18 protein-coding genes are annotated in these 20,869 nt (G+C 44.8%); 13 read left to right on the top strand and 5 right to left on the bottom strand.

Annotated features, from left to right (window positions below):
* Window positions 1-385: 385 nt before the first annotated feature.
* Both OU814_RS02570 and OU814_RS02565 read left to right on the top strand, forming a co-directional pair.
* Complete coding sequence (locus OU814_RS02570; protein ID WP_268180218.1) at window positions 386-1,291, top strand: isoaspartyl peptidase/L-asparaginase family protein; 906 nt, start codon at window positions 386-388, stop codon at window positions 1,289-1,291.
* Window positions 1,292-1,311: 20 nt separating this feature from the next.
* Window positions 1,312-2,583 carry an ATP-grasp domain-containing protein gene (locus tag OU814_RS02565; RefSeq protein ID WP_268180216.1) on the top strand — a complete coding sequence of 424 codons (1,272 nt, stop codon included), beginning with the start codon at window positions 1,312-1,314 and terminating at the stop codon, window positions 2,581-2,583.
* A gap of 154 nt (window positions 2,584-2,737) precedes the next feature.
* Here OU814_RS02565 and OU814_RS02560 read toward each other — a convergent pair whose 3' ends face one another.
* On the bottom strand, window positions 2,738-4,135 hold the full coding sequence (locus tag OU814_RS02560) for a DUF4041 domain-containing protein (RefSeq protein WP_268180214.1): 1,398 nt from the start codon (window positions 4,133-4,135) through the stop codon (window positions 2,738-2,740).
* A 469-nt stretch (window positions 4,136-4,604) separates the two neighbouring features.
* Here OU814_RS02560 and OU814_RS02555 point away from each other — a divergent pair, with 469 nt between their 5' ends.
* From OU814_RS02555 to arsB, 5 genes are all read left to right on the top strand, one after another.
* Window positions 4,605-4,934: an ArsR/SmtB family transcription factor gene (locus OU814_RS02555; protein ID WP_017290675.1), complete on the top strand. Its 330-nt coding sequence runs from the start codon at window positions 4,605-4,607 to the stop codon at window positions 4,932-4,934.
* Between the two features lie 71 nt (window positions 4,935-5,005).
* The gene (locus tag OU814_RS02550; protein WP_268180211.1) at window positions 5,006-6,142 is read left to right on the top strand and encodes a PstS family phosphate ABC transporter substrate-binding protein; all 1,137 of its coding nucleotides are present in this window, start codon (window positions 5,006-5,008) and stop codon (window positions 6,140-6,142) included.
* A gap of 182 nt (window positions 6,143-6,324) precedes the next feature.
* Window positions 6,325-7,335 carry an ArsJ-associated glyceraldehyde-3-phosphate dehydrogenase gene (locus OU814_RS02545; protein WP_017290677.1) on the top strand — a complete coding sequence of 337 codons (1,011 nt, stop codon included), beginning with the start codon at window positions 6,325-6,327 and terminating at the stop codon, window positions 7,333-7,335.
* 18 nt (window positions 7,336-7,353) lie between these two features.
* The gene (gene arsJ / locus OU814_RS02540; RefSeq protein WP_190651779.1) at window positions 7,354-8,616 is read left to right on the top strand and encodes an organoarsenical effux MFS transporter ArsJ; all 1,263 of its coding nucleotides are present in this window, start codon (window positions 7,354-7,356) and stop codon (window positions 8,614-8,616) included.
* A gap of 4 nt (window positions 8,617-8,620) precedes the next feature.
* Window positions 8,621-9,775 (top strand): ACR3 family arsenite efflux transporter, encoded by a 1,155-nt coding sequence (gene arsB / locus OU814_RS02535; protein WP_268180208.1) that lies wholly within the window; start codon window positions 8,621-8,623, stop codon window positions 9,773-9,775.
* A gap of 198 nt (window positions 9,776-9,973) precedes the next feature.
* Here arsB and OU814_RS02530 read toward each other — a convergent pair whose 3' ends face one another.
* Both OU814_RS02530 and OU814_RS02525 read right to left on the bottom strand, forming a co-directional pair.
* Window positions 9,974-10,486 carry a hypothetical protein gene (locus OU814_RS02530; RefSeq protein ID WP_190651782.1) on the bottom strand — a complete coding sequence of 171 codons (513 nt, stop codon included), beginning with the start codon at window positions 10,484-10,486 and terminating at the stop codon, window positions 9,974-9,976.
* A 44-nt stretch (window positions 10,487-10,530) separates the two neighbouring features.
* Window positions 10,531-10,971 carry a hypothetical protein gene (locus OU814_RS02525; RefSeq protein WP_268180205.1) on the bottom strand — a complete coding sequence of 147 codons (441 nt, stop codon included), beginning with the start codon at window positions 10,969-10,971 and terminating at the stop codon, window positions 10,531-10,533.
* A gap of 350 nt (window positions 10,972-11,321) precedes the next feature.
* Here OU814_RS02525 and OU814_RS02520 point away from each other — a divergent pair, with 350 nt between their 5' ends.
* Window positions 11,322-11,819 (top strand): helix-turn-helix domain-containing protein, encoded by a 498-nt coding sequence (locus OU814_RS02520; protein ID WP_017290681.1) that lies wholly within the window; start codon window positions 11,322-11,324, stop codon window positions 11,817-11,819.
* Window positions 11,820-11,826: 7 nt separating this feature from the next.
* On the opposite strand, the gene fahA is transcribed toward OU814_RS02520, so the two are convergent.
* On the bottom strand, window positions 11,827-13,134 hold the full coding sequence (gene fahA / locus OU814_RS02515) for a fumarylacetoacetase (RefSeq protein WP_268180203.1): 1,308 nt from the start codon (window positions 13,132-13,134) through the stop codon (window positions 11,827-11,829).
* Entirely contained in the window at window positions 13,131-14,012 is an 882-nt protein-coding gene (locus OU814_RS02510) for a hypothetical protein (RefSeq protein ID WP_268180201.1), read from the bottom strand. The genes fahA and OU814_RS02510 overlap by 4 nt, the downstream gene beginning before the upstream one ends.
* Window positions 14,013-14,480: 468 nt before the next feature.
* Here OU814_RS02510 and hppD point away from each other — a divergent pair, with 468 nt between their 5' ends.
* The 5 genes from hppD to OU814_RS02485 all read left to right on the top strand — a co-directional run bounded on the left by hppD (window position 14,481) and on the right by OU814_RS02485 (window position 20,788).
* Complete coding sequence (hppD, locus tag OU814_RS02505; protein WP_268180199.1) at window positions 14,481-15,572, top strand: 4-hydroxyphenylpyruvate dioxygenase; 1,092 nt, start codon at window positions 14,481-14,483, stop codon at window positions 15,570-15,572.
* Window positions 15,573-15,601: 29 nt separating this feature from the next.
* Complete coding sequence (locus tag OU814_RS02500; RefSeq protein ID WP_268180197.1) at window positions 15,602-16,759, top strand: homogentisate 1,2-dioxygenase; 1,158 nt, start codon at window positions 15,602-15,604, stop codon at window positions 16,757-16,759.
* Window positions 16,760-16,835: 76 nt separating this feature from the next.
* Window positions 16,836-17,747 carry a DUF3865 domain-containing protein gene (locus OU814_RS02495; protein ID WP_017290686.1) on the top strand — a complete coding sequence of 304 codons (912 nt, stop codon included), beginning with the start codon at window positions 16,836-16,838 and terminating at the stop codon, window positions 17,745-17,747.
* 12 nt (window positions 17,748-17,759) lie between these two features.
* A complete protein-coding gene (locus tag OU814_RS02490) occupies window positions 17,760-19,646 on the top strand; it encodes an AMP-binding protein (protein WP_268180194.1) in 1,887 nt (628 codons plus the stop codon).
* Window positions 19,625-20,788, top strand: coding sequence for a pyridoxal phosphate-dependent aminotransferase (locus OU814_RS02485; protein WP_268180192.1), 1,164 nt, complete (start codon window positions 19,625-19,627; stop codon window positions 20,786-20,788). The genes OU814_RS02490 and OU814_RS02485 overlap by 22 nt, the downstream gene beginning before the upstream one ends.
* The last annotated feature ends 81 nt before the right edge of the window (window positions 20,789-20,869 follow it).

Here is a 20,869-nt window from a genome sequence, read left to right as displayed (position 1 = left end):
AGTATTACTCAATATTCGGGAGGAAAGACGGAGCGACAGCCCGTCCGCTGCTAATTCTTCTGATTGGGCTAAAATTATTAGTAATCAGTCCGTAGAATAAACCTCGACATACTTTAGCGATCGTCATTTTGAACCAGCAATTGCCCTGGGTGAATGCCGAACTCGTTATCGCGTTTACAGGTCTAGGGTTGAATCCCAAAGGTATAGAGTGTAAATCTGCTTTGTTGCTGTAGATAGAGATATCGCTTTCAGATCGTTATTATGCTAATTGGTGTTCAATGAAACTGAATTTGTTCAGTTTCATTGAACTAGGCGCTTTACTAAGGGGTGAGTGAGCTTGCTAGCTCAGTCGTTCTCATAGCGGGCATTAGGGCTAGGGGGAAGTATGACGATCGTGAAACCTGTGATCATCGTGCATGGGGGAGCCAAAACGATTTCAGAGAATGATGTGGCAGCGAATCAAGCGGGATGTCGAGCAGCAGTTGAAGCGGGTTGGGCAGTCCTCATTCAAGGGGGAAGTGCAGCAGGAGCAGTTGAGGCAGCAATCCGGGTCTTGGAATCTGACCAAACGTTTAATGCAGGGTTTGGCGCAACTTTAAACAGTGAAGGCGAGGTTGAAGTTGATGCGGCGATGATGGAAGGAGCAACGTTAGGTTGGGGAGCAGTTGCCGCAGTGCAAGGAGTTCGTCATCCCATTGTAGTAGCTCGCAAAATTATGGAGGAGAAACCGCGATTGCTAGTTGCCCGCAGTGGAGAACGTTTTGCCCGCAATCATGCTGTTGAGATTTGTGCTAAAGAAGCCCTGGTGAGTGAGGAACAGTACCAGGAGTGGAAAGAAGAGATCGAAGTTTTGGATCGTCCGAATACGGTCGGTTGTGTTGCACTCGATGCCGATGGAAATCTAGTGGCGGGGACTTCTACGGGTGGAACGACAGGACAACCTCAAGGACGCGTTGGGGATACTGCATTAGTTGGCTGTGGCTTGTATGCAGACAATCAACTGGGAGCCTGCTCGACAACGGGTGATGGTGAGTCGATTATTCCAGTAGTACTCGCCAAAACAGCGATCGATGCGTTAAAAGACAAACATCCTGATGCAGCTGCACAATGGGCGATCAACACGCTAATCAGTCGAGTCGAGGGAGAAGCTGGATGCATTTTAATCGATCGCCAAGGGCGCATCGGTTGGGCACACAATTCTCCTGACATGGCAGTTGCTTATATGAGCGAGGATTTAGTACAACCTGCCATTTTTACCCGTAAGGATCAAACTCTCGTTCAATCGTTGTAAAACCTGTCTAATGTTTTGTGATGTCTTCTCCAAGTCCCTTTCCATTTTTTCAAGGCAATTCGCTGTCTGACTTATTTGCTCAGGATATTCAAGTCGATCGCGATGCCCTCATTTTGAACTATCCTGCTACGGCAAGTTGGGCAGCTTATCCAAACACGCAGCAATACTTTTTGCAAGATGGGAGTAGTGAAGCAACCAAAACTTCGTTTGATAAAATCTGTCAGAAGGAACCTTGGAAAAATTTAGCAGTTCTAGGGGATACGCTACCTGGGATTGTGATTGTTCCGCCTCCATCTCTGCTTGTTCAGTACTGGCGCGATCAGTTTGATTTTCAGGATCAGCAGTTAAAGATGATGGATTGTTCGACGTACTTGGATGATCTCAATGAGAGTGATCAGTACGATCGCATAATCACTTTATTTCCGTTTGACCGATTACGACCCGATAAGCACGCGATTCACCCAGACACCCATTACTACTTGCTGAGTAAAGTAACCCTTGCCGAGTTGGGAGTGGCTTGCCCGAACTATCAAACCTATCATTTAGCTCAAACGAGCCTTGATCAAATTAGCCTGCCGGCCCAATTTCCTTATTTGATTAAAACCTCACATGGTCTTTCAGGTGAGGGAACTTATATCATTCGTAATGATAGTGATCTGAACTATTGCTTACACGAACTGAAGAAGTATCTCAAGATCAATTTACTCCAAACGATTGTTGTCTCAGAGTTCATTCAGCATGAGGTGCATAATTACTGCGTTCAATTTTATGTCAATCAACAAGGCAACATTTCCCTGATTGGTGTAACTCAGCAATTGGTGAGCTCTACAGGGGACTATCTGGGCGGTTTGATTGACTATCACAATGATTTGAGCCAGTTCTTTGAAATCATTGAGGCAGTAGGGAACTATGCTCACAAACAAGGATATTTTGGGGTGATTGGTGTAGATATCTTGGAAGATAGAGACGGACAACTCTATGCGATCGATGCTAATTTTCGGATTAACGGGTCTACTCCTTTGTGTCTTCAGCGCCATGAACTCTTGAAGTTAGATAAAGCGATCGCGAAATACGCTAGCAGTTATCGCATGGAAGGAACGCTTGATTCTATCTTGACGGGGTTGAAACGAGAGCTAGAGCGGAAAGATTTTTTGATCCTCTCAGCACTAGAGAAAGTGAAGTACGGCAAAATTTATACTGAGATTTATGGCATCGTAACGGGAGCAACACGAGAAGAGATGCAGCAAATCGAGCAGCGCCTGCATGGCAAAGGATTGATGTTGGCAAGTTAAGGCATAGATTCTGCATCAACTTTGCCCAGATGGATCTGTCTTACACTGATGGGCTGTGGTCGCCAGAAAATACAGATAACGATGCGGTTGAGCAGCAGTAGACTGATCATAACGCTAGACGAGAGAACTCTCAACTGCCACTCCAACCGAATTGTTAGCTGGCTGGCACAGTCTCTCTTTGTTGTTCTCGCTCTTGTGCCAAAGTTTTACGATACTCAGTAGCCTCAGCAACCTTGGTGAACTTAATCTCTGATTTACAAGTTCTAAGCTCTGTGTCAATTTCTCCAACAGCTTTAACAATTTCCTCTATCGAAACTCGGAAAAACTCCTTTCTACCGTTTGCTTTATTCATTCTCCTAGCATCGAAACGTTTGTGCAGTCGTGACTCAAGTTCCGGAGCATTTGCACAGTTGATCATTGCATGAACATCAAAGGGGAATGGAACAGAAGCATCGCCTAATTCTTTGACTCGATCTAATGGGTCGAGTCGGCGTGTCATACCAATTTTGTAAACATGATCGCCAAATGAACCAATGTTTGAAATGATGTAAACATATCCAGATTTCGTCATTTGCGCTTGAGACATAGCTCTTTGTCTGATGGCTTCAGCTTCTATTAACCTCTGCTGCAACTCTTCAATTTGAGCCAGAAGTTTTTCTTGCGCTTTCCCAGTTGCATTTTCTACATCTTTACGAGCTTTTTCCAAGGCTTCTTGATAGCGTTTCTCTTCACGTTCCGCTTCCTGCTTCGCTTTTTCTAACTCTCGTAAGGCTCGTTCCTCTTCACGCATTTGCTCACGAATGGCACGCTGTTCCTCTTGTTCTTGATACTTTTTTTCTTGATATTCGTGAGTCAGCCAAAGCTCCTGTAACTTCAAGTCAAAATACTGTGGTGTAATTTTACAATATGTAGTTTGAGACAACTTGTTCAATTCATCAAATGCTTTTCTAATCCGTTTCTCCATCGTTTGAACATTGTTGTACTTTACTTTCATAACGGCAGCCTCAGACTCGCCATTGAAAGCACGCAAAACTAATCTAAGGAAATTATCGGTCATTTTTTTGCCTTCTTTGAGGCTTCCACTCACTGACCACTCAGTACTACAGATAGCCGCCGTTTTGTCTTTTATCATTTGCTTCTGCTGGGCACGAATTACATCTAGACGTTGCTTGTACTCTATAGCTTCCTGAAAGTCATACTTGGAGTCATAGAATCCGAATTCTTCAACAAAGTCCTGTTCCTCTAGCTCTCGAAGCTTTGTTCTTAAGACGGCAACTCTAGTTGATAGTTCGTACTCCTCAGCCTTTGATTGCTCATTAATCCGCCTCGATTGCTCAGTCAAAGCTGTAATTTGGCTGTCTAGAGTTCTGATAGATTCTTCTTTAGAAATTAGTCCGCCATACTTTCGATCGGCATCTTGTAAGCGCCTATTAGTCTCTTCTGCTTGTTGTCGAAGTATCCGATTTTCGTTTTTGTGTTGTTGCAGTTGCTTCACTACGAAAACGAGAGCAGTGATTGAGCCAGTGGCGAGAAAAAACAACAGATACGTCATACCAGTAAACCGAAAGCATTTTAATCACATGTTAATCAAGATTTCTAAGTAATTACCTAGTGTCCGCCTAATTTTGAGGTTTATTTAAAACTTTCTTCCCTTAAACGTAAGAAATCGTATATCCTGTCTACTCCCTAGCGGTCTTCAAACCTTTCCTCAACCAACTAATCGAAGCCCGCCATCTCAGCTTGAGACGGATTTGGCCCGTCCGACTTTGTCTAATTCCCCAGATTGGGATTTTAGAAAGAAAGAAATCTATGTGACACTTTAATCGTAATAAGCAGCAATTTCAGTGGATGGAATTGTTCTTCTCGTTCGATCGCAAATATAACCTCGGCAGTGATGTTCATACTGTCACGGATGATGCGGTATTAATTTGATCTGATTACAGGCGTGCTTTTTCGCTTTTTCGTTGATTTACAGGCTAAACTGAGAAGTACTCTTTTAATCGTCATTCTGAGAAAACTTGATGGCTAAAGCGACCGAGGTTTCATCAAATTTAGTGATTGTGGGCTTCCATGCACTCTCTGAGCCATTGCGTGTTCAAGTGCTAGATTTGCTGCGCGATCGCGAACTTTGCGTTTGTGATCTGTGTGAAGCTTTAAGCGTCACCCAATCAAAGCTTTCTTTTCATCTTAAAACATTGAAAGAAGCTCAGTTGGTCAAGTCTCGGCAAGAAGGACGCTGGATTTATTACAGTTTGAATTTGCCACAGTTCGTTGTCCTCGAACAGTACCTCGCTGAATTTCGCCGTTTCAGCCCAATCTTACCCGCTCGAAGCTGTCGCGACTCGGAATAATCCATCAAGTTTTTTACAATTCTTAAGCAGAATGTTTTGTAGCACACTTGAGCAAATCAAATTTATTTGAAATGATTGAGCTGTTAATTATTGAAGCATCAATGAGCTTCATTATGAAAATGCAGACCTCAACTCTCTTCAAGTTTTTGCTAGGGACTGGATTTGTCATGACGGTTGGATTAGTTGGGTGTACCTCCTCGAATCAGGCAACTGACTCTAATCCATCCCAGTCTTCTACTCCTGTAAGAGCAGATGTGCCAAACCCAGTTGTGCCGACTTACTCTGGGATTAAAATCGATGGATCGAGCACAGTTTACCCAGTTTCGGAGGTCGCTGCGAAAGAGTATCGCAAAGAAAAAGGGGACAAAGCGGGTGCGATCGACGTTAAGTTCTCTGGCACAAGCAGCGGCTTCAAAAAATTCTGTGCTGGTGAAATCGATATCAACAATGCTTCTCGCCCGATTCTTAAAGAAGAAATCGAGGCTTGTGGAAAAACAGGAGTGCGTTTCTATGAGCTACCGATTGCGTTTGATGCCCTTACCCTGGTGGTTAATCCGCAAAATACTTGGGCAAAAGATATTACGGTTGCCGAACTGAAGAAGATTTGGGAACCTGCTGCTCAAGGCAAAATTACGAACTGGAACCAGGTTCGCGCCTCCTACCCAAACCAACCACTCAAACTATATGGTGCAGGCAAAGAGTCTGGAACATTCAACTATTTCAATGAAGTCACAACCGGAAAGCCAAATGAGAGCCGGACAGATTACACCGCCAGCGAGAATGACAATGAGTTAGTCGCGGGAGTCCTAAAAGATCCCAATGCTCTAGGCTACTTTGGGCTTTCGTACTATGAAGCTCAGCAAAATGAACTTAAAGCCCTTGCTGTTGATTATGAAGGTCGTGGTGCAGTTTTACCCTCACGCGAAACGGTTGAGAAAGCGCAGTATCGCCCGTTCTCTCGTCCCTTATTTATCTACGTCAACATTACTGCTGCACAGCGTAAACCGGAACTGCAAGCGTTCGTAACATACTACCTCGACAATGCTAAACGGTTTGTCACCCAGGTCGGATACATTCCACTGCCGGATGAAGGCTACCGATTGACGAACCTGCACTTCTATCAAGGCAAGGTAGGAACAGTATTTGATGGGGTTCCTCAGCCTGATTTGACGATTAGTGAACTCCTTCGTAAACAAGCTGTATTTTAGGAATCGCGTTGAGCAAGATTGCGATCGATACGTCGCGAAGTCGTCACAACTCTGGAAAGTCAAAACAAGTTTTTTAGATTTGATTTATCTAAAACAGCTCTGAATTGAAGTATTGCATTAGAATAACTCTAACGTTATTCTAATTTAAGTTGAAATGAAGCAGTAGCTTTAAGGTGAGGCACATGGTTGTACGAGTTGGAATCAATGGTTTTGGTCGGATTGGACGGCTCGATTTCCGTGCTGCTTGGGGTTGGTCGGAATTTGAATTTGTTCACATCAACGAAGTCAAAGGCGGAGCGGAAACTGCCGCTCATTTACTCAAATTTGATTCAGTGCATGGGCGATGGGCACCCGATGTCGAAGCTGGAAGCGATCGCATTCTCATTGATGGACAACCTGTGACCTTCAGCGAATATGCGAAACCCGGTGAAGTCCCTTGGGAAGATTACGGCGTTGATATCGTGCTGGAATGTTCAGGTAAGTTTCGCACTCCTGAAACACTTGATCCCTACTTCAAGCGCGGAGTGAAAAAGGTGATTGTCGCGGCTCCCGTCAAACAAGGAGCGCTCAATATTGTCATGGGAATCAATGACCATCTTTATCAGTCGGATGAGCATCACCTCCTAACTGCCGCATCTTGTACGACCAATTGCCTTGCGCCTGTAGTGAAAGTGATTCATGAGGGGCTAGGCATCAAGCATGGAATCATTACAACGATTCACGACAATACCAACACTCAAACGATCGTTGATGCTCCCCATAAAGATTTGCGTCGTGCGAGAGCCACAAGCTTATCGCTCATTCCAACAACTACAGGATCAGCAACCGCGATCGGGCTAATCTATCCGGAACTCAATGGTAAGTTGAATGGTTTAGCAGTGCGAGTTCCCTTGCTCAATGCCTCGCTGACAGATTGCGTGTTTGAAGTCGCGCGATCGACCAGTGTTGAAGAAGTCAACCAATTGCTCAAAACAGCCTCGGAAACTTCGTTAAACGGCATTTTGGGATACGAAGAACGTCCGTTGGTGTCGATCGACTATAAAGATGATCCGCGATCGTCGATTATTGATGCCCTCTCCACAATGGTTGTCGATGAAACCCAAGTGAAAATTTTGGCTTGGTATGACAACGAATGGGGCTACTCGAATCGTATGGTCGAACTGGCTCGAAAAGTTGCATTGAGTTTGAATTAACCCTTTTATCATTGCCCTATGTCATCTACAACGGCTCATAATGCCAACCTAAAAAACTACATCCTCGTGACGCTTGCTTATTGGGGATTTACAATCACTGATGGCGCATTGAGATTGTTAGTTCTGCTCTATTTTTACGAGATTGGTTACTCGCCGTTGCAAGTTGCATTTCTCTTTCTGTTTTATGAAGTGTTTGGAGTTGTGACTAATTTCTTCGGAGGTTGGATCGGCTCTCAACTTGGGTTAAAAGTGACGCTCTATGCAGGAATCGGGTTGCAGATCTTTGCATTGGTGATGTTGTCATTTCTCGATCGTAACTGGGCGCAATGGTTTGCAGTTGGATATGTGATGGTCTCTCAAGCCTTTTCTGGCATTGCAAAAGATCTGACGAAAATGAGTTCTAAGAGTGCGATCCGATTGGTTGTGCCCCAAGATGCACAGTCTTCATTGTTCAAATGGGTTGCAATTCTCACTGGATCAAAGAATGCGCTCAAAGGATTCGGATTCTTTCTAGGCGCTGCGCTACTTGCATCGATCGGCTTTGTCAATTCGCTGTGGTGGATGGCAGGTGGATTGTTTGTCTTGATGTTCACTGGATTGATGTTGCCGAAAGGTATGGGCAAGATCAAAGCCAAGGTGAAATTTACACAACTGTTTTCTAAGAGTCGCGAAATCAATATCTTGTCAGCCGCAAGATTTTTTCTCTTTGGTTCTCGGGATGTTTGGTTTGTTGTTGGCTTACCTGTGTTCCTACGTGGAGTACTCGGCTGGTCATTCTACCAAGTCGGTAGCTTCATGGCGCTCTGGGTCATTGGCTACGGAATTGTTCAATCCTCTGCCCCTGCGTTAATTCAGCGATTTGGGTCGGGTCGTCCGCCCTCGACGAGTACGATTCGATTTTGGACGGTTACTTTGACGATCGTACCTGCCTTAATCGCGATCGCGCTTGCTGTTGGGGTCGATCCAAACTCTGCGATCGTCGGTGGCTTACTGATTTTTGGTGTTGTCTTTGCGTTCAATTCAGCCGTACATTCTTACTTGGTTCTCGCGTATACAGATGATGATAAAGTCGCTCTGAACGTTGGGTTTTACTATATGGCAAACTCTGGAGGACGATTGGCAGGAACCGTTTTATCAGGGCTAATCTATCAAAGCTTTGGGCTGATCGGCTGCTTGTGGACTTCAGCCGCATTTGTTGTTGCTGCTGCACTGATTTCTCTCAAATTGCCAACCCCAAAGCCGAGTAAAGCGATCGCTTGGAAAGCAAAAGACGGAGACTAATGCGATGAGCCTCAATCCTCGATCGACGAATACTGTTCCCGTACAAGCTGGCAGTGCATTGAGCTTCTTTGAGAAATATCTAACTCTTTGGGTCTTTTTGTGCATTGGTATCGGCATTGTGCTAGGAAGACTGTTTCCGGAGATTGCAACAACGCTAGATGCACTGAGCCTTTATCAAGTATCAATTCCGATCGCGGTTTGCTTATTTTTCATGATGTATCCCATCATGGTGAAGATCGACTTTTCACAAGCTAAGCAAGCCGTTCGCGCTCCGACTCCTGTGATTTTAACCCTAGTCGCGAACTGGCTCATTAAGCCGTTTACGATGGTTGCTTTTGCTCAAGGATTTTTAGGAGGAGTGTTTCGTCCTTTGCTGACTGGAACTGAGGTGATCAGAGGCAGCGAAGTGACGTTAGCGAATTCGTACATTGCTGGAACGATTCTGTTGGGAATTGCGCCATGTACTGCAATGGTGCTGATGTGGGGTTACTTATCCTATAGCAATCAAGGTCATACCTTAGTGATGGTTGCGGTAAATTCACTTGTGATGTTGTTTCTGTATGCACCTTTGGGGCGTTGGTTATTGGCAGCAAATGATTTAGCTGTTCCATGGGAAACGATCGCGCTTTCCGTTGCCATTTATGTTGGTTTGCCATTAATTGCTGGGATTTACTCGCGCCACTGGATTTTGAAACACAAAGGGCGAGCGTGGTTTGAGCAAAAGTTTTTGAAGTACCTGAACCCGATCGCAATTTCAGCCCTACTGATCACCTTGATTCTGCTGTTCGCGTTTAAGGGAGAATTAATTGTTAGCAATCCCCTACACATCTTGCTGATTGCAGTCCCACTCTTTTTGCAAACCAATTTTATTTTTCTGATTTCATATGTTGCTGCTCTGAAACTTCGATTGCCTTATGAAGATGCAGCTCCCGTTGCACTGATTGGAGCAAGCAATCATTTTGAAGTTGCGATCGCCACCGCTGTTGTTTTATTTGGCTTAAATTCTGGAGCCGCCCTAGCAACCGTTGTCGGGGTATTGATCGAAGTCCCAGTGATGCTGATGCTGATAGAAGTCTGTAAACGCACTGCCTTTTGGTTTCCGCGCCAGCCTGAAAAAGCAACCTTACCCGATCCGCGTTGTATCTCGTCTCGCCACTGAACCGCATTGCGTCTCAATTTCTGCTCAAAATCCACATTCTCTGTTGTCTTTAAAGCGTCCTTTGAGACATTGGCTCTCTTAAAATATAGAGTACAGCGCATTCCGACCACCACTTATCCATGAGCTAAAGTAGTCGGAGCGCTAGTACCTTACAGGCTAACTGGGAAGAATTCGAACTGAATGAATTCAGTTCTGAATTTACCGATGACCCAACCATTTTGCTGCGATCGCACCAAAGGCAGCACCGACAACCGGATTACTCAGGAATTTCACCAATGCAGGTTGATCGGCTAACACATCATGAAAAATATCCGGGTGATTGTGATACACAAAGGCAGCCAGTTTACTGACATCATCTGCACTCATGCGACTTGGGTGATGGGTCGATAGTCCAAGTTGCTTTTCTAAATCGCGATCGTGAATGCCGCGTTTCTTAAGATGGCTGAAAAATTCTCGCGCCACATCATCTCGCTCATTGGGTTTGATTTGCGCGATCGCTTTTTGCAGTTCGGGTTCCATCTGGCTTGAGGGCACCTGATTTGGATTGAAAGAACGGCTAAAGATCTGATGACGTTCATCTCTTGTCGATCGTTGAGCAAAATCATCAAAATTTTGATAGTTCTGTGAAGTGCTTTCTTCGTCAATGCTCTCGGTATTTCCACCCGCCAAATCTTGCATGACTTGGCGCTTATAAGCGTCACTACTCGACATGATCATTTCTCCTGGTCAAATCACTAAATACTGTAGATACGTTACTAACTTGCAGACTGATATTGAATCTTGTTGGACTGTTGATCATACTGAGCCGTCAGAATCAACTGCTTGTCCGGGGCATAAACTAAGACCGTGAGATCTTGATTGGGAAAGTTTTTATGAAATCCTTGCGTCAGCGATCGAGTCAGATCTTTGACTTCGGTCGGACGCACTTGTGGAGAAATCACAACCCCTAATTTATTGTTGTCGCGCACGTAGGCATCTTTGATCAAACCTTTGCTGGTCGTCACAACCCAGTTGCCAAAATCTTGTCCTACTCCTGAATTGCCGCGTTCAAGCTGGCTATAACTGCGGGTAATGGGTGCAGAAGCATTGGTTGGAGGTGCTTTAGCAGTTGCAGCACTACATGCAGTGGTAAATAGCACAACGAAAACGAGCGCAATGGTTGCGAGAACCTTGCGACTGTGTTGAAAAACGTTCACGGTATCCTCCTGAGTAATAAGTGGATATCGAAGTCATGCGGACAAAACTCTGGGTGAAGAATCTGTCTGCAAAATCTTTCCGAATGGTGGAGATCTGGACAACTTTCCTAATGAAGTGCCATAGGGCATGTCCTAACTTCTAAAGTAAATGCTCTACTTTTGCTTAAGAGTAAAGATGTTGCTCAGCTGATTTCACCCGTCTGAGGTTGCAAGTCAGTCTACCTCTTGGGGTTTTTCTACGAGGCAATTAATGATTCAGTTTATGTCTAACAATCGATAGATGAGTATGAAAAATCTTCGACCTACTGTATGAAGTAAATCCCCTGCGCTTAAAGCGATATGGTTTAGTCATGAACCCATTAAAGCTTCGTTTGGAAGAATGTTCAGCATTCGGAATTTTAGTTTTAAATTATCTCGAAAAAAATCCGCAGACTAACATGAGCCAACTTGCGAGAGATGTGAACATTTCAAGAGCAGGACTTGGCTGGATTTGCCGCAAAGAAAGCAATCCTGATGAACGCACAGCAAATCGCATTGCTCGGATTATTGGAGTGGATTTGACTGAAGTTGCACGGCTGGTTCACGAAAATAAAATCGAGAAACTTGCGAGGCGCAGTGCTCTTGAGTATGCCACGAAATTTAGTAAAGATTCAGTTCACATCGTGATTCCTCAAGAAGATGCGATCGCTGGATTGAATGCGATCGTCCAAGCATTTCATACCGTGACTCGAAGTGTGCCAGAGATCGAAAAACCGACAGACTTCCAGATTTACAAACAAGCTTATGAAATTGTGAAGCGGCAGTTTTTAGCTCGAAATATTCCTAGAAAGCAGAAGACAACGATTTAATTGACTATTAAGTTTGCGCAATCCTGCCCTGACATTGACCCATCCCAATCTTGACGTACCCCTTTTCTTCACAATAGCCCTGAAGCGTAACTTCATCTCCTTCGACTAGAAACGATCGCACTTCTCCCGTTGGAAGCGTGATCGGCTGTGTTCCTCGTTGCGTGAGTTCTAACAAGCAGCCTTGAGTCCCTGTTTCATTGCCTGAAATTGTTCCGCTAGCAAATAAATCTCCAGGGCGAAGATTGCAGCCATTACTCGCATGATGGGTTAACATTTGTGCCACTGTCCAATACATATGTTGGAAGTTGCTCTGGCTTAGGCGCAAGGGGGCGATGCTCTCTTGACGCATTTTTGCAGAAGACAATATGACTTCTAGTTTTATGGAAATCCCACCTGTACTTTGATTAGAAGATGACATGAGATAAGGCAGAATTGGCGGATCATCGACTGACCTTGTAAATGCAGCGCCTCGAAATGGGGCAAGAGCTTCCATCGTCACAACCCAGGGAGAGAGTGTAGTTGCAAAGCTTTTAGACAGAAAAGGACCAAGGGGCTGGTATTCCCAAGCTTGAATGTCTCGCGCTGACCAATCATTTACAAGGCATAAGCCGAATAAGTGGTCTTCTGCTTGATCGATCGAGATAGTGTCTCCTAAGTCATTTCCTTTGCCTACAAAGCAACCAATTTCAAGCTCGTAGTCCAACATTTGAGTCGGGGCAAATGTCGGAGTTGAGCGATTTGCTGGTTTCTGCTGACCGTGGGGACGTTTGATTGAAGTGCCAGTTGGAACAATGGATGATGCTCGTCCGTGATACGCGATCGGGGCATATTTATAGTTCGGCAGTAGGGGATTGTCGGGGCGAAATAGCTTACCCACATTGGTTGCGTGAAAAATAGAAGCGTAGAAATCTGTGTAATCGCCGATCGTGGCAGGCAAAAGCAATTGTGCGTCTGACATCGAAACAAGGATTCTGCTATCGGGAGCTTGTCCGACACGAAGTAATTGGCTGAGATGATGGCGCAGGCGTAACGAGGCTGGCTTCCCCATCGCCATCAATGAGTTTAAGGTCGAAGCACAGCAGGCAGCTTGCAGAGCTTCTGGTAGTTCCTCAAGTCGCCCAAGTTTCTGGCAAGCCATGAGATCGAGAATTTGATCGCCGATCGCAACGCCAATATGCGGTGTTTCAGAACGATGTTGGGCTTGAAATATTCCAAAAGGAAGATTCTGAATTGGGAAATCAGTGTCGGCTTGATTTGCAGAGTGAACCCAACTCCGCAAATTTGGATCGTGAGTGAAATCAATCGCGCAGGTCATAAAAGTTTCAAGTTATAAAGGTCATGAATTGGTTCTTCAAAAGAACAAGAACCGACCGATCGAAAGAATTGCTGTCGAGAATACTCGATCGCTGATCTTGGAAGCGAGAACTCATGCCAGCCAATTTCGATATCGCTCAGTTGGAATGCATCGATCGACGATTCCTCAAGGATTGCCACAACTTCATGCAGTGGGATAGCTTGTTGATAGGCAAAAGCTGAAGCGATCGCAACATTCAAAAAGCCGTGCATTGTTGTAGAAGTTCTGTTCAAAGCATCAGTGAAGCAATGACCTCGTATGGCATGATGTAATCCAGCTGTTACCTTGAAGGGAATTCTAGCATTTGCTAAGGATAAGATGCGTTGTCCCAGTTGCGTACTATCAGGAAACGCATCGATCGGGACACCACCTGTTCGCAACTTTGCGCTTGCTCCGATTTGGTGCAGAATATCCAGATAGGGTTCTAAATCAACATTAAACGGAATTTCAAAAAAAGTATCTACTTCAGTCGGTATTTCTAGCCTGATTGACTGCATCTCAATAGGTGAGAGTGGGGCAAATTCTAAGGCACTAATACGAATAGAAGGCTCTGTTTTAGTGAGTTGATATATCTGCTCCAAGTCTGATCGCCAGTTTCTAGACACAATCACGCTTAATGAGTAGCGCTGAGATGAAGCGGCATTCTCAGAAGGTAAAAGCTTGATGAACTCTAGAAGGCGAGCAGCAGGCAAGACGAAGCGATCGAGCATCCAGCAATGTGGAGAAGCGTGAGCACGATCGTAAATATTTATTGCTTCAGGTAAGCTTAGCTGTGCAGGGGGAAAGAGTCCGGCATAGTCTACAATCCGTGTGAGAAGTTGTTTGAGCGACGTTAACACTCGGTGATACCTCCTCTAATCAGCAACTTGAAGATTTGATGTACGTCTTCAGCATTCTCTTAAATCTATCCTTGTGATTAGCAATTCTGAAAAGTTAAATCTATAATCTAATTATGGCTTCTCAGATTGGTTCTAGTAACTGATTTTGAGAAGCCTCAGGAACTCTATCCTAAACAGCGCTTCAAACCCGTTGGGTAGCTATCTATCAGATTCAAAAATTTTCACAACTTCTTCTTGATTCTTGCTAGCTACTTTAGGCGTCACTGGTTCTTGACCTCACTGACTGTTAAAGTTCTTTGCATTGTTCCGCCTGTCACTTCCAATCACAGGCAAGTGAAGCGAAGGGGCTTTCAGGCGTTTTGTCTGCTTCTCTACAGGGCTTGTATGTAAGAGTAAGGCTCTTGATGCATTCTTCTCGGCTGAGAGGGGCTAATTTTATTTACCTTTCCTCTACTAAGGAGGAACCTAATGGCTGAGTTATTTTCTATTTTATGTTTTGATCACCTTGAGTTTTATGTTGGCAACGCAAGGCAGGCAGCAAGTTTTTATGAAACGTTCTTTCAATTCACAAACATAGCGTATCGGGGCTTAGAAACAGGGAGTCGCAAAGTTGCTTCGTATGTCATGCAGCAAGGCGCAATTCGATTAGTTCTCAGTACAGCGCTGAATTCTGATCATCCGATTGCTCAGAGTGTGTTGAAGCACGGCGATCATGTCGCTGTGATTGCCGTGCAGGTTCCCAACGTGACAGACGCTTATCAACACGTAACTGCGCGAGGAGCGATCGCTGCAATACCGCCGACTCGCGTCGAAGATGAAACAGGAATTCTGCAATATGCAGCGATTCATATTTACGGAGATGTACTTCTCAAGTTTGTCGATCGACAGAACTATCGAGGCATTTTTGCACCCCAGTTTCAAGCTCGACATTCAGCGCTACCAAATCATGATGCAGGGCTTCAAGCTATTGATCATATTGTCGGCAATGTGGAACAAGGTGCAATGGAACATTGGGTGAAGTTTTTTGCTGACACAATGGGCTTTCAGCTGTTGGTTGGCTTTGATGATGCGGCGATTTCGACTGAGTATTCAGCATTGATGTCGAAAGTGGTGCAAGATGGCTCTGGCAAGATTAAACTCCCAATTAATGAACCTGCTTTAAGAAAAGGAAAATCGCAGATTCAGGAGTATTTGGAATTTCATCAAGGGGCGGGAGTGCAGCATATTGCTTACTCAACTCACAACATTGTGGAGACGGTCACCAAACTAAAGCAAGCAGGCGTTGAGTTTCTGCATGTACCAAGCTCCTACTACGAAGATTTAGAAACACGAGTTGGCAAGATTGATGAATCGATTGATCGTCTAGCAGAACTCGGAATTTTAGTCGATCGCGATCAGGAGGGTTATTTACTCCAAATATTTACACAGCCTGTTGAAGACCGTCCGACTTTGTTCTTTGAAATCATTGAGCGTCATGGTGCTCAAAGCTTTGGTGAAGGCAATTTCAAAGCTTTATTTGAGGCGATCGAACGTGAACAAGCCCTGCGAGGAAATCTCTAGGCAGAAGTTAGAAATCACGGTATCCAGCAATGACGTACTATTATCGGCTCGGTACAATTCCCCACAAGCGACATACCCAATTTCGTGCGTCAAATGGTTCACTCTATCACGAAGAATTGATGGGGATTCGCGGCTTTACGGGTATTCAATCGCTGCTCTATCATTTGTACCCGCCAACGCAAGTTTATAAGGTGTTTCTGGAGCAAACGATCGCGCTTGAGTTTGAAGAGATTGGGGCACTTCGTCATCGTCATTTGCAGACTCAGAAAGCATTGAGTAAAGGAGATGCGATCGCATCTCGCATTCCTCTGATGGCAAATGGAGAGGTCTGTATTTCAGTCGCACAACCGACAGAGCCAATGTCGTATTGGTATCGATTTGCTCATGGGGATGAAGTCATCTTTATTCATGAAGGGAGTGGTTTACTAGAAAGCCAGTACGGTGAACTGCACTATCATCCGGGCGATTATTTGGTGATTCCAACTGGAGTGATGTGGCGAATTCTGCCGGATAGTAGTACGGCTCAGCGCATGTTAGTCATCGAAGCTCAAGGACATATTGAGCCGCCTGCTCGGTATCTGAATCGATATGGGCAATTTCTGGAACATGCACCTTATAGTGAACGAGATTTGCGCCCACCCGAAACCTTAACTCCTCACGATGAGATGGGTGAGTTTGAAGTGCGAGTTAAGGCGCGCGATCGCATTACGACCTATCTTTATCATCATCATCCGCTCGATGTGGCAGGTTGGGATGGCTATCTTTATCCTTATGCCTTTAATATTGCTGATTTTGAACCCGTGACTGGGCGCATTCATCAACCACCACCTGTACATCAGACCTTTGAAGCGCCAGGGTTTGTCATTTGTTCGTTTGTTCCTCGGTTGTTTGACTACCATCCGCTCGCCATTCCTGCGCCCTACAATCATTCCAATGTCGATTCGGATGAAGTTCTCTACTACGTTGAGGGCAATTTTATGTCCCGTAAGGGGATTGAGCGATCGTCGATGACAGTACATCCGAACGGCATTCCGCATGGGCCACATCCCGGCATGTATGAAGGCTCGATCGGTAAAGAGCGCACGGATGAACTTGCTGTCATGATCGATACGTTTCGTCCGCTAAAACTGACTCGACAAGCAGTGGAGCTAGAAGATATGCAATATCCCTATAGTTGGGCTGCTTAAAGGCAATTCCAGGTTTGTTTCACAATTCAGTGCATTTTAATAGCCAGGTTTGTTTCACAAGAAGGACACTTTCTCTATGTCTCCGGTTCTCACTACTCTCTCGACACATTTATCGATCTCCGATCGAATTCAGGAGCGCTTGCATCAGGGGAAATTAACTCAACAACAAGTTGATGACTTTCAGGACTTTCTTCAACAAGTTGAGTGCGACTTTTTGCGGCATCCGATTATCACAGATAACGCTTATACACGCTGGTTTCAAGCAGGCAAAGCTACAGATGAGCAATTACGGTATTTTATTCGTCAGTTCTCTGTGTTCTCGAATCAATTTCTGATTGCAGCATTGTTGAAAGTCATTAACTCTCCAACGCTTCAACAATCACGAGCAAGCCGCGAGGTTTTACTAAATGAGCTAGGTGTGATTTATCGCAAGTTGCAAGGGACAGACAATGCTCAAACCGTTAAAACAGAGGAGGAAAAAGATCGAGAAGGTGATCCTGAAGTGGTCAGCACAGAAGGAACGGTTGATGGTGGAATCTGTCGCTTTCGGGCTGCTCATTTTGAATGGTTAGCAACGGTTGCAGAAGGAATTGGCTTGCACTATGAGGAGATTGGGCAACGTAAGCACGGTAGCCCTGCCACACTACATTTCTGTGATGAATTGCAACGGCTCTATGGCAGTGATGATCCGAATGTAGCGGAGGGTGCTAGCTTTGCAGTTGAGAATTGGGCAGCAGCAGGGTTCTGGCAAGAGCTAGAAGATGGGTTGACGCGCATCAAGCAAACTCGGCATCCCTCTCTGCATTTAGCATTCTTTACTTGGCATAATCGTGTGGAAGCTCAACATGCAGAACATACGTTAGAGGAACTCGAAGCCGTGTACTTCAAGCCAGAGTTCGATCGCACTAAATTCATTCAGGGAGGACAACAAATTCTAGATGCGATCGCTGTTTTTTGGAATGGGTTAGAGCACGATCGCACTCATTGAGAGGAAGCAACCATGCACCAAGAACTCTCTCCTGTCTGGGTTCCATCAATCGAACAAATTCAGGCAACGAATATTGCAGCACTGATGCAGGATTTGAAGATTCACACCTATGCAGATCTGCATTCTTGGTCAATTCGCGATCGTGCAGCTTTCTGGGATGTGATGATTCAACGGCTTGGAATTCGTTTTCAGGAGCCGTATACGCAGATTGTTGATTTATCACAGGGTGTAGAGTTTTCGCAATGGCTTGTGAATGCTCGATTAAATATTGTTGAAAGCTGTTTTCAAGCTAGTGAAGATAAAACCGCGATCGTGTTTCAATCAGAAGGCGGTTCGCTGCACACTTGGACTTACAAGCAATTACAGTCACTTACGAATCGGGTTGCAAATAGCTTAGTCGAATTAGGATTTCAGCCTGGTGATGCAATTGCGATCGCGATGCCGATGACGGCTGAATCTGTCGCAATTTACTTAGGAATTATCAAAGCGGGTTGTGTTGTTGTGTCGATCGCGGATAGTTTTGCAGCAGTTGAAATTGCGACTCGATTACATATCGCGAACACTAAAGAAATTTTTACTCAGGACTTCATTTGTCGGGGTGGAAAGCAGTTACCGCTTTATAGCAAGGTTATTGAAGCGAATGCTCCAAAAGCGATCGTACTTTCTCAACACTCAGCTTCAACGGTTGAATTGCGATCTTGCGACTTAACTTGGAGTGATTTTCTCAGTCCGAATGAGATCTTTGATGCGGTTCCTATGTCTCCCACAGCCCATATTAATATCCTGTTTTCTTCTGGCACAACCGGAGAGCCTAAAGCCATTCCCTGGACACAAACAACACCGATCAAATGTACAGTTGATGGGCATTTGCACCAAGATATCCATCCGAGCGATGTCGTTGCTTGGTCAACCAATTTAGGCTGGATGATGGGACCTTGGCTGATCTTTGCAAGCTTGATGAACCGAGCTACGATCGCGCTTTATGATGGCGCACCGACGACGCGAGAATATGGTCAATTTATCCAAGCTGCTCAGGTTACTATCTTGGGTGTTGTACCGAGTTTAGTCCGAGTTTGGAAAACGACGAATTGTATGCAGGAATTGAATTGGAGCGCGATTAAAGCTTTTAGTTCGACAGGCGAATGCTCGAATTCTCAAGATATGCAGTATTTAATGTCTCTTGCGAGCAACAAGCCAGTCATTGAATACTGTGGTGGGACAGAAATTGGCGGAGCTTACATCACGGGCACTCTGGTACAGCCTTGTATTCCAGCAACTTTTACAACACCTGCGCTAGGCTTAGATTTTACAATTCTAGATGCTGATGGTCATTCCGCAGATGAAGGAGAAGCTTTTATCATTCCACCTTCGATCGGGCTTTCTACAGAATTATTGAATAAAGACCATCATCAGATCTATTTTGCTGATGGTCTTGATCAATCGTCTTTGCGTCGGCATGGGGATTATCTGAAGCGATTGCCGAATGGTTACTATCAGATGGGCGGTCGGGCGGACGACACCATGAATTTGGGTGGAATTAAAATCAGTTCAGCAGAGATTGAACAAGTGCTAAACACGGTTGTAGGCATTCGTGAAACCGCAGCGATTAGCACTCCATACTATTCTCAAGGCATTCCAACTTCTGAAAGTGGGCCGAGCCAGCTTGTTGTGTATGCCGTTGTTGAGCCGAACCTACAGAAAACACAAGCAGAACTCAAAGCTGTGTTACAAACCGCGATCACTCAACGCCTCAATCCGTTATTCAAAATTTGCGACTTGGTGATTGTAGAAGCTTTGCCTCGCACTTCATCGAATAAAGTCATGCGGCGAGTTCTGCGCGATCAATTCAACACAATTCACTCAAAGAGGTGTCACGCATGGAACTTGCAGAACGCATGAGCCGATTAGGAACAGAATCTGCTTTTGATGTCTTTGCCAAAGCACAACGGCTAGAAGCTCAAGGACGATCGATTATTCATCTAGAAATTGGGCAGCCCGACTTTCCCACGCCATTTCCGATTTGTGAAGCAGCATTCCGGGCGATGAAAGATGGCTATACGGGCTATACTCCGGCAGCGGGATTGCTCGCATTGCGAGAAGCGATCGCTGAACATATTTCAACCAGCAGAAATATCGAAGTTCACCCAAACGAAGTAGTCGTTACGCCTGGAGCTAAGCCGATTATCTTCTTTACGCTCATGGCGTTAGTCAATGAAGGCGATGAGGTAATTTATCCAGATCCAGGCTTTCCAATTTATCAATCGGTGATCAATTTTGTCGGTGCTAGAGGAATTCCTTTACCACTCCGCGAAGATGTTGGGTTTCGCTTTCATTTAGATGATTTGATCAATGCAATTTCCGATCGAACTCGCTTACTCATTCTCAATTCTCCTCAAAATCCCACCGGAGGGTTATTACAAGCTGAAGATTTAGCAGCGATCGCAGAACTTGCCGATCGACATAATTTTTATGTTCTCTCTGATGAAATCTATTCTCGGATTCTTTATGAAGGTAAACATATTAGCCTGATTCAATTTCCTGGGATGAAAGCTCGTACTATTCTACTCGATGGTTATTCTAAAACTTATGCAATGACAGGATGGCGGCTTGGCTATGGTGTGATTCCTAAACATCTTGTTGAGGGAATTGTTCGTCTCATGATTAACTGCAATTCTTGTACTTGTGCCTTTACTCAGATGGCTGGCATTGAAGCGCTGCGAGGCTCACAAGATTTTGTCAATCAAATGGTCGCTGAGTTCAAGCACCGACGAGATACGATCGTCGATGGTTTAAACGCGATCGAAGGAATTCATTGTCTCAAGCCTGCGGGTGCATTCTATGTCTTTCCAAATGTGAAAGATTTACCTTTGTCGTGCAATGAACTAGCAGATTACTTTCTCAATGAAGCAGGCGTTTCACTCCTAGCAGGCACAGCCTTTGGTAAATTTGGCGATGGCTATCTCAGAATTTCTTATGCAAATTCATTAGAAAATCTTCAAGTCGCGATCGACCGAATGCGTTCAGCAGTTATGAAATTGTAACTTCCTATATTCAAGGCTTCTAGCGTTTATAGCAATCCTAAATCACTCGTAAAATGGGGGGATAGAGGATTATTTCTCCCC

This window comes from Leptolyngbya sp. GGD, assembly GCF_026735145.1.
Taxonomy (GTDB): domain Bacteria; phylum Cyanobacteriota; class Cyanobacteriia; order Leptolyngbyales; family Leptolyngbyaceae; genus Leptolyngbya; species Leptolyngbya boryana.
The sequence above is the reverse complement of the archived record's forward strand: the minus strand, read 5'-3'. Positions and strand labels throughout refer to the sequence as shown.

Bases quoted from the DNA above. Each gene is read 5' to 3' on its own strand.
- OU814_RS02545 (WP_017290677.1), top strand. From the start codon at position 6,325: ATGGTTGTACGAGTTGGAATCAATGGTTTTGGTCGGATTGGACGGCTC.
- fahA (WP_268180203.1), bottom strand. From the start codon at position 13,134: ATGACCTGCGCGATTGATTTCACTCACGATCCAAATTTGCGGAGTTGG.
- OU814_RS02530 (WP_190651782.1), bottom strand. From the start codon at position 10,486: ATGTCGAGTAGTGACGCTTATAAGCGCCAAGTCATGCAAGATTTGGCG.
- OU814_RS02520 (WP_017290681.1), top strand. From the start codon at position 11,322: ATGAACCCATTAAAGCTTCGTTTGGAAGAATGTTCAGCATTCGGAATT.
- OU814_RS02570 (WP_268180218.1), top strand. From the start codon at position 386: ATGACGATCGTGAAACCTGTGATCATCGTGCATGGGGGAGCCAAAACG.
- OU814_RS02555 (WP_017290675.1), top strand. From the start codon at position 4,605: ATGGCTAAAGCGACCGAGGTTTCATCAAATTTAGTGATTGTGGGCTTC.
- arsJ (WP_190651779.1), top strand. From the start codon at position 7,354: ATGTCATCTACAACGGCTCATAATGCCAACCTAAAAAACTACATCCTC.
- OU814_RS02565 (WP_268180216.1), top strand. From the start codon at position 1,312: ATGTCTTCTCCAAGTCCCTTTCCATTTTTTCAAGGCAATTCGCTGTCT.
- hppD (WP_268180199.1), top strand. From the start codon at position 14,481: ATGGCTGAGTTATTTTCTATTTTATGTTTTGATCACCTTGAGTTTTAT.
- OU814_RS02550 (WP_268180211.1), top strand. From the start codon at position 5,006: ATGATTGAGCTGTTAATTATTGAAGCATCAATGAGCTTCATTATGAAA.
- OU814_RS02485 (WP_268180192.1), top strand. From the start codon at position 19,625: ATGGAACTTGCAGAACGCATGAGCCGATTAGGAACAGAATCTGCTTTT.
- OU814_RS02500 (WP_268180197.1), top strand. From the start codon at position 15,602: ATGACGTACTATTATCGGCTCGGTACAATTCCCCACAAGCGACATACC.
- OU814_RS02490 (WP_268180194.1), top strand. From the start codon at position 17,760: ATGCACCAAGAACTCTCTCCTGTCTGGGTTCCATCAATCGAACAAATT.
- OU814_RS02495 (WP_017290686.1), top strand. From the start codon at position 16,836: ATGTCTCCGGTTCTCACTACTCTCTCGACACATTTATCGATCTCCGAT.
- OU814_RS02560 (WP_268180214.1), bottom strand. From the start codon at position 4,135: ATGACGTATCTGTTGTTTTTTCTCGCCACTGGCTCAATCACTGCTCTC.
- arsB (WP_268180208.1), top strand. From the start codon at position 8,621: ATGAGCCTCAATCCTCGATCGACGAATACTGTTCCCGTACAAGCTGGC.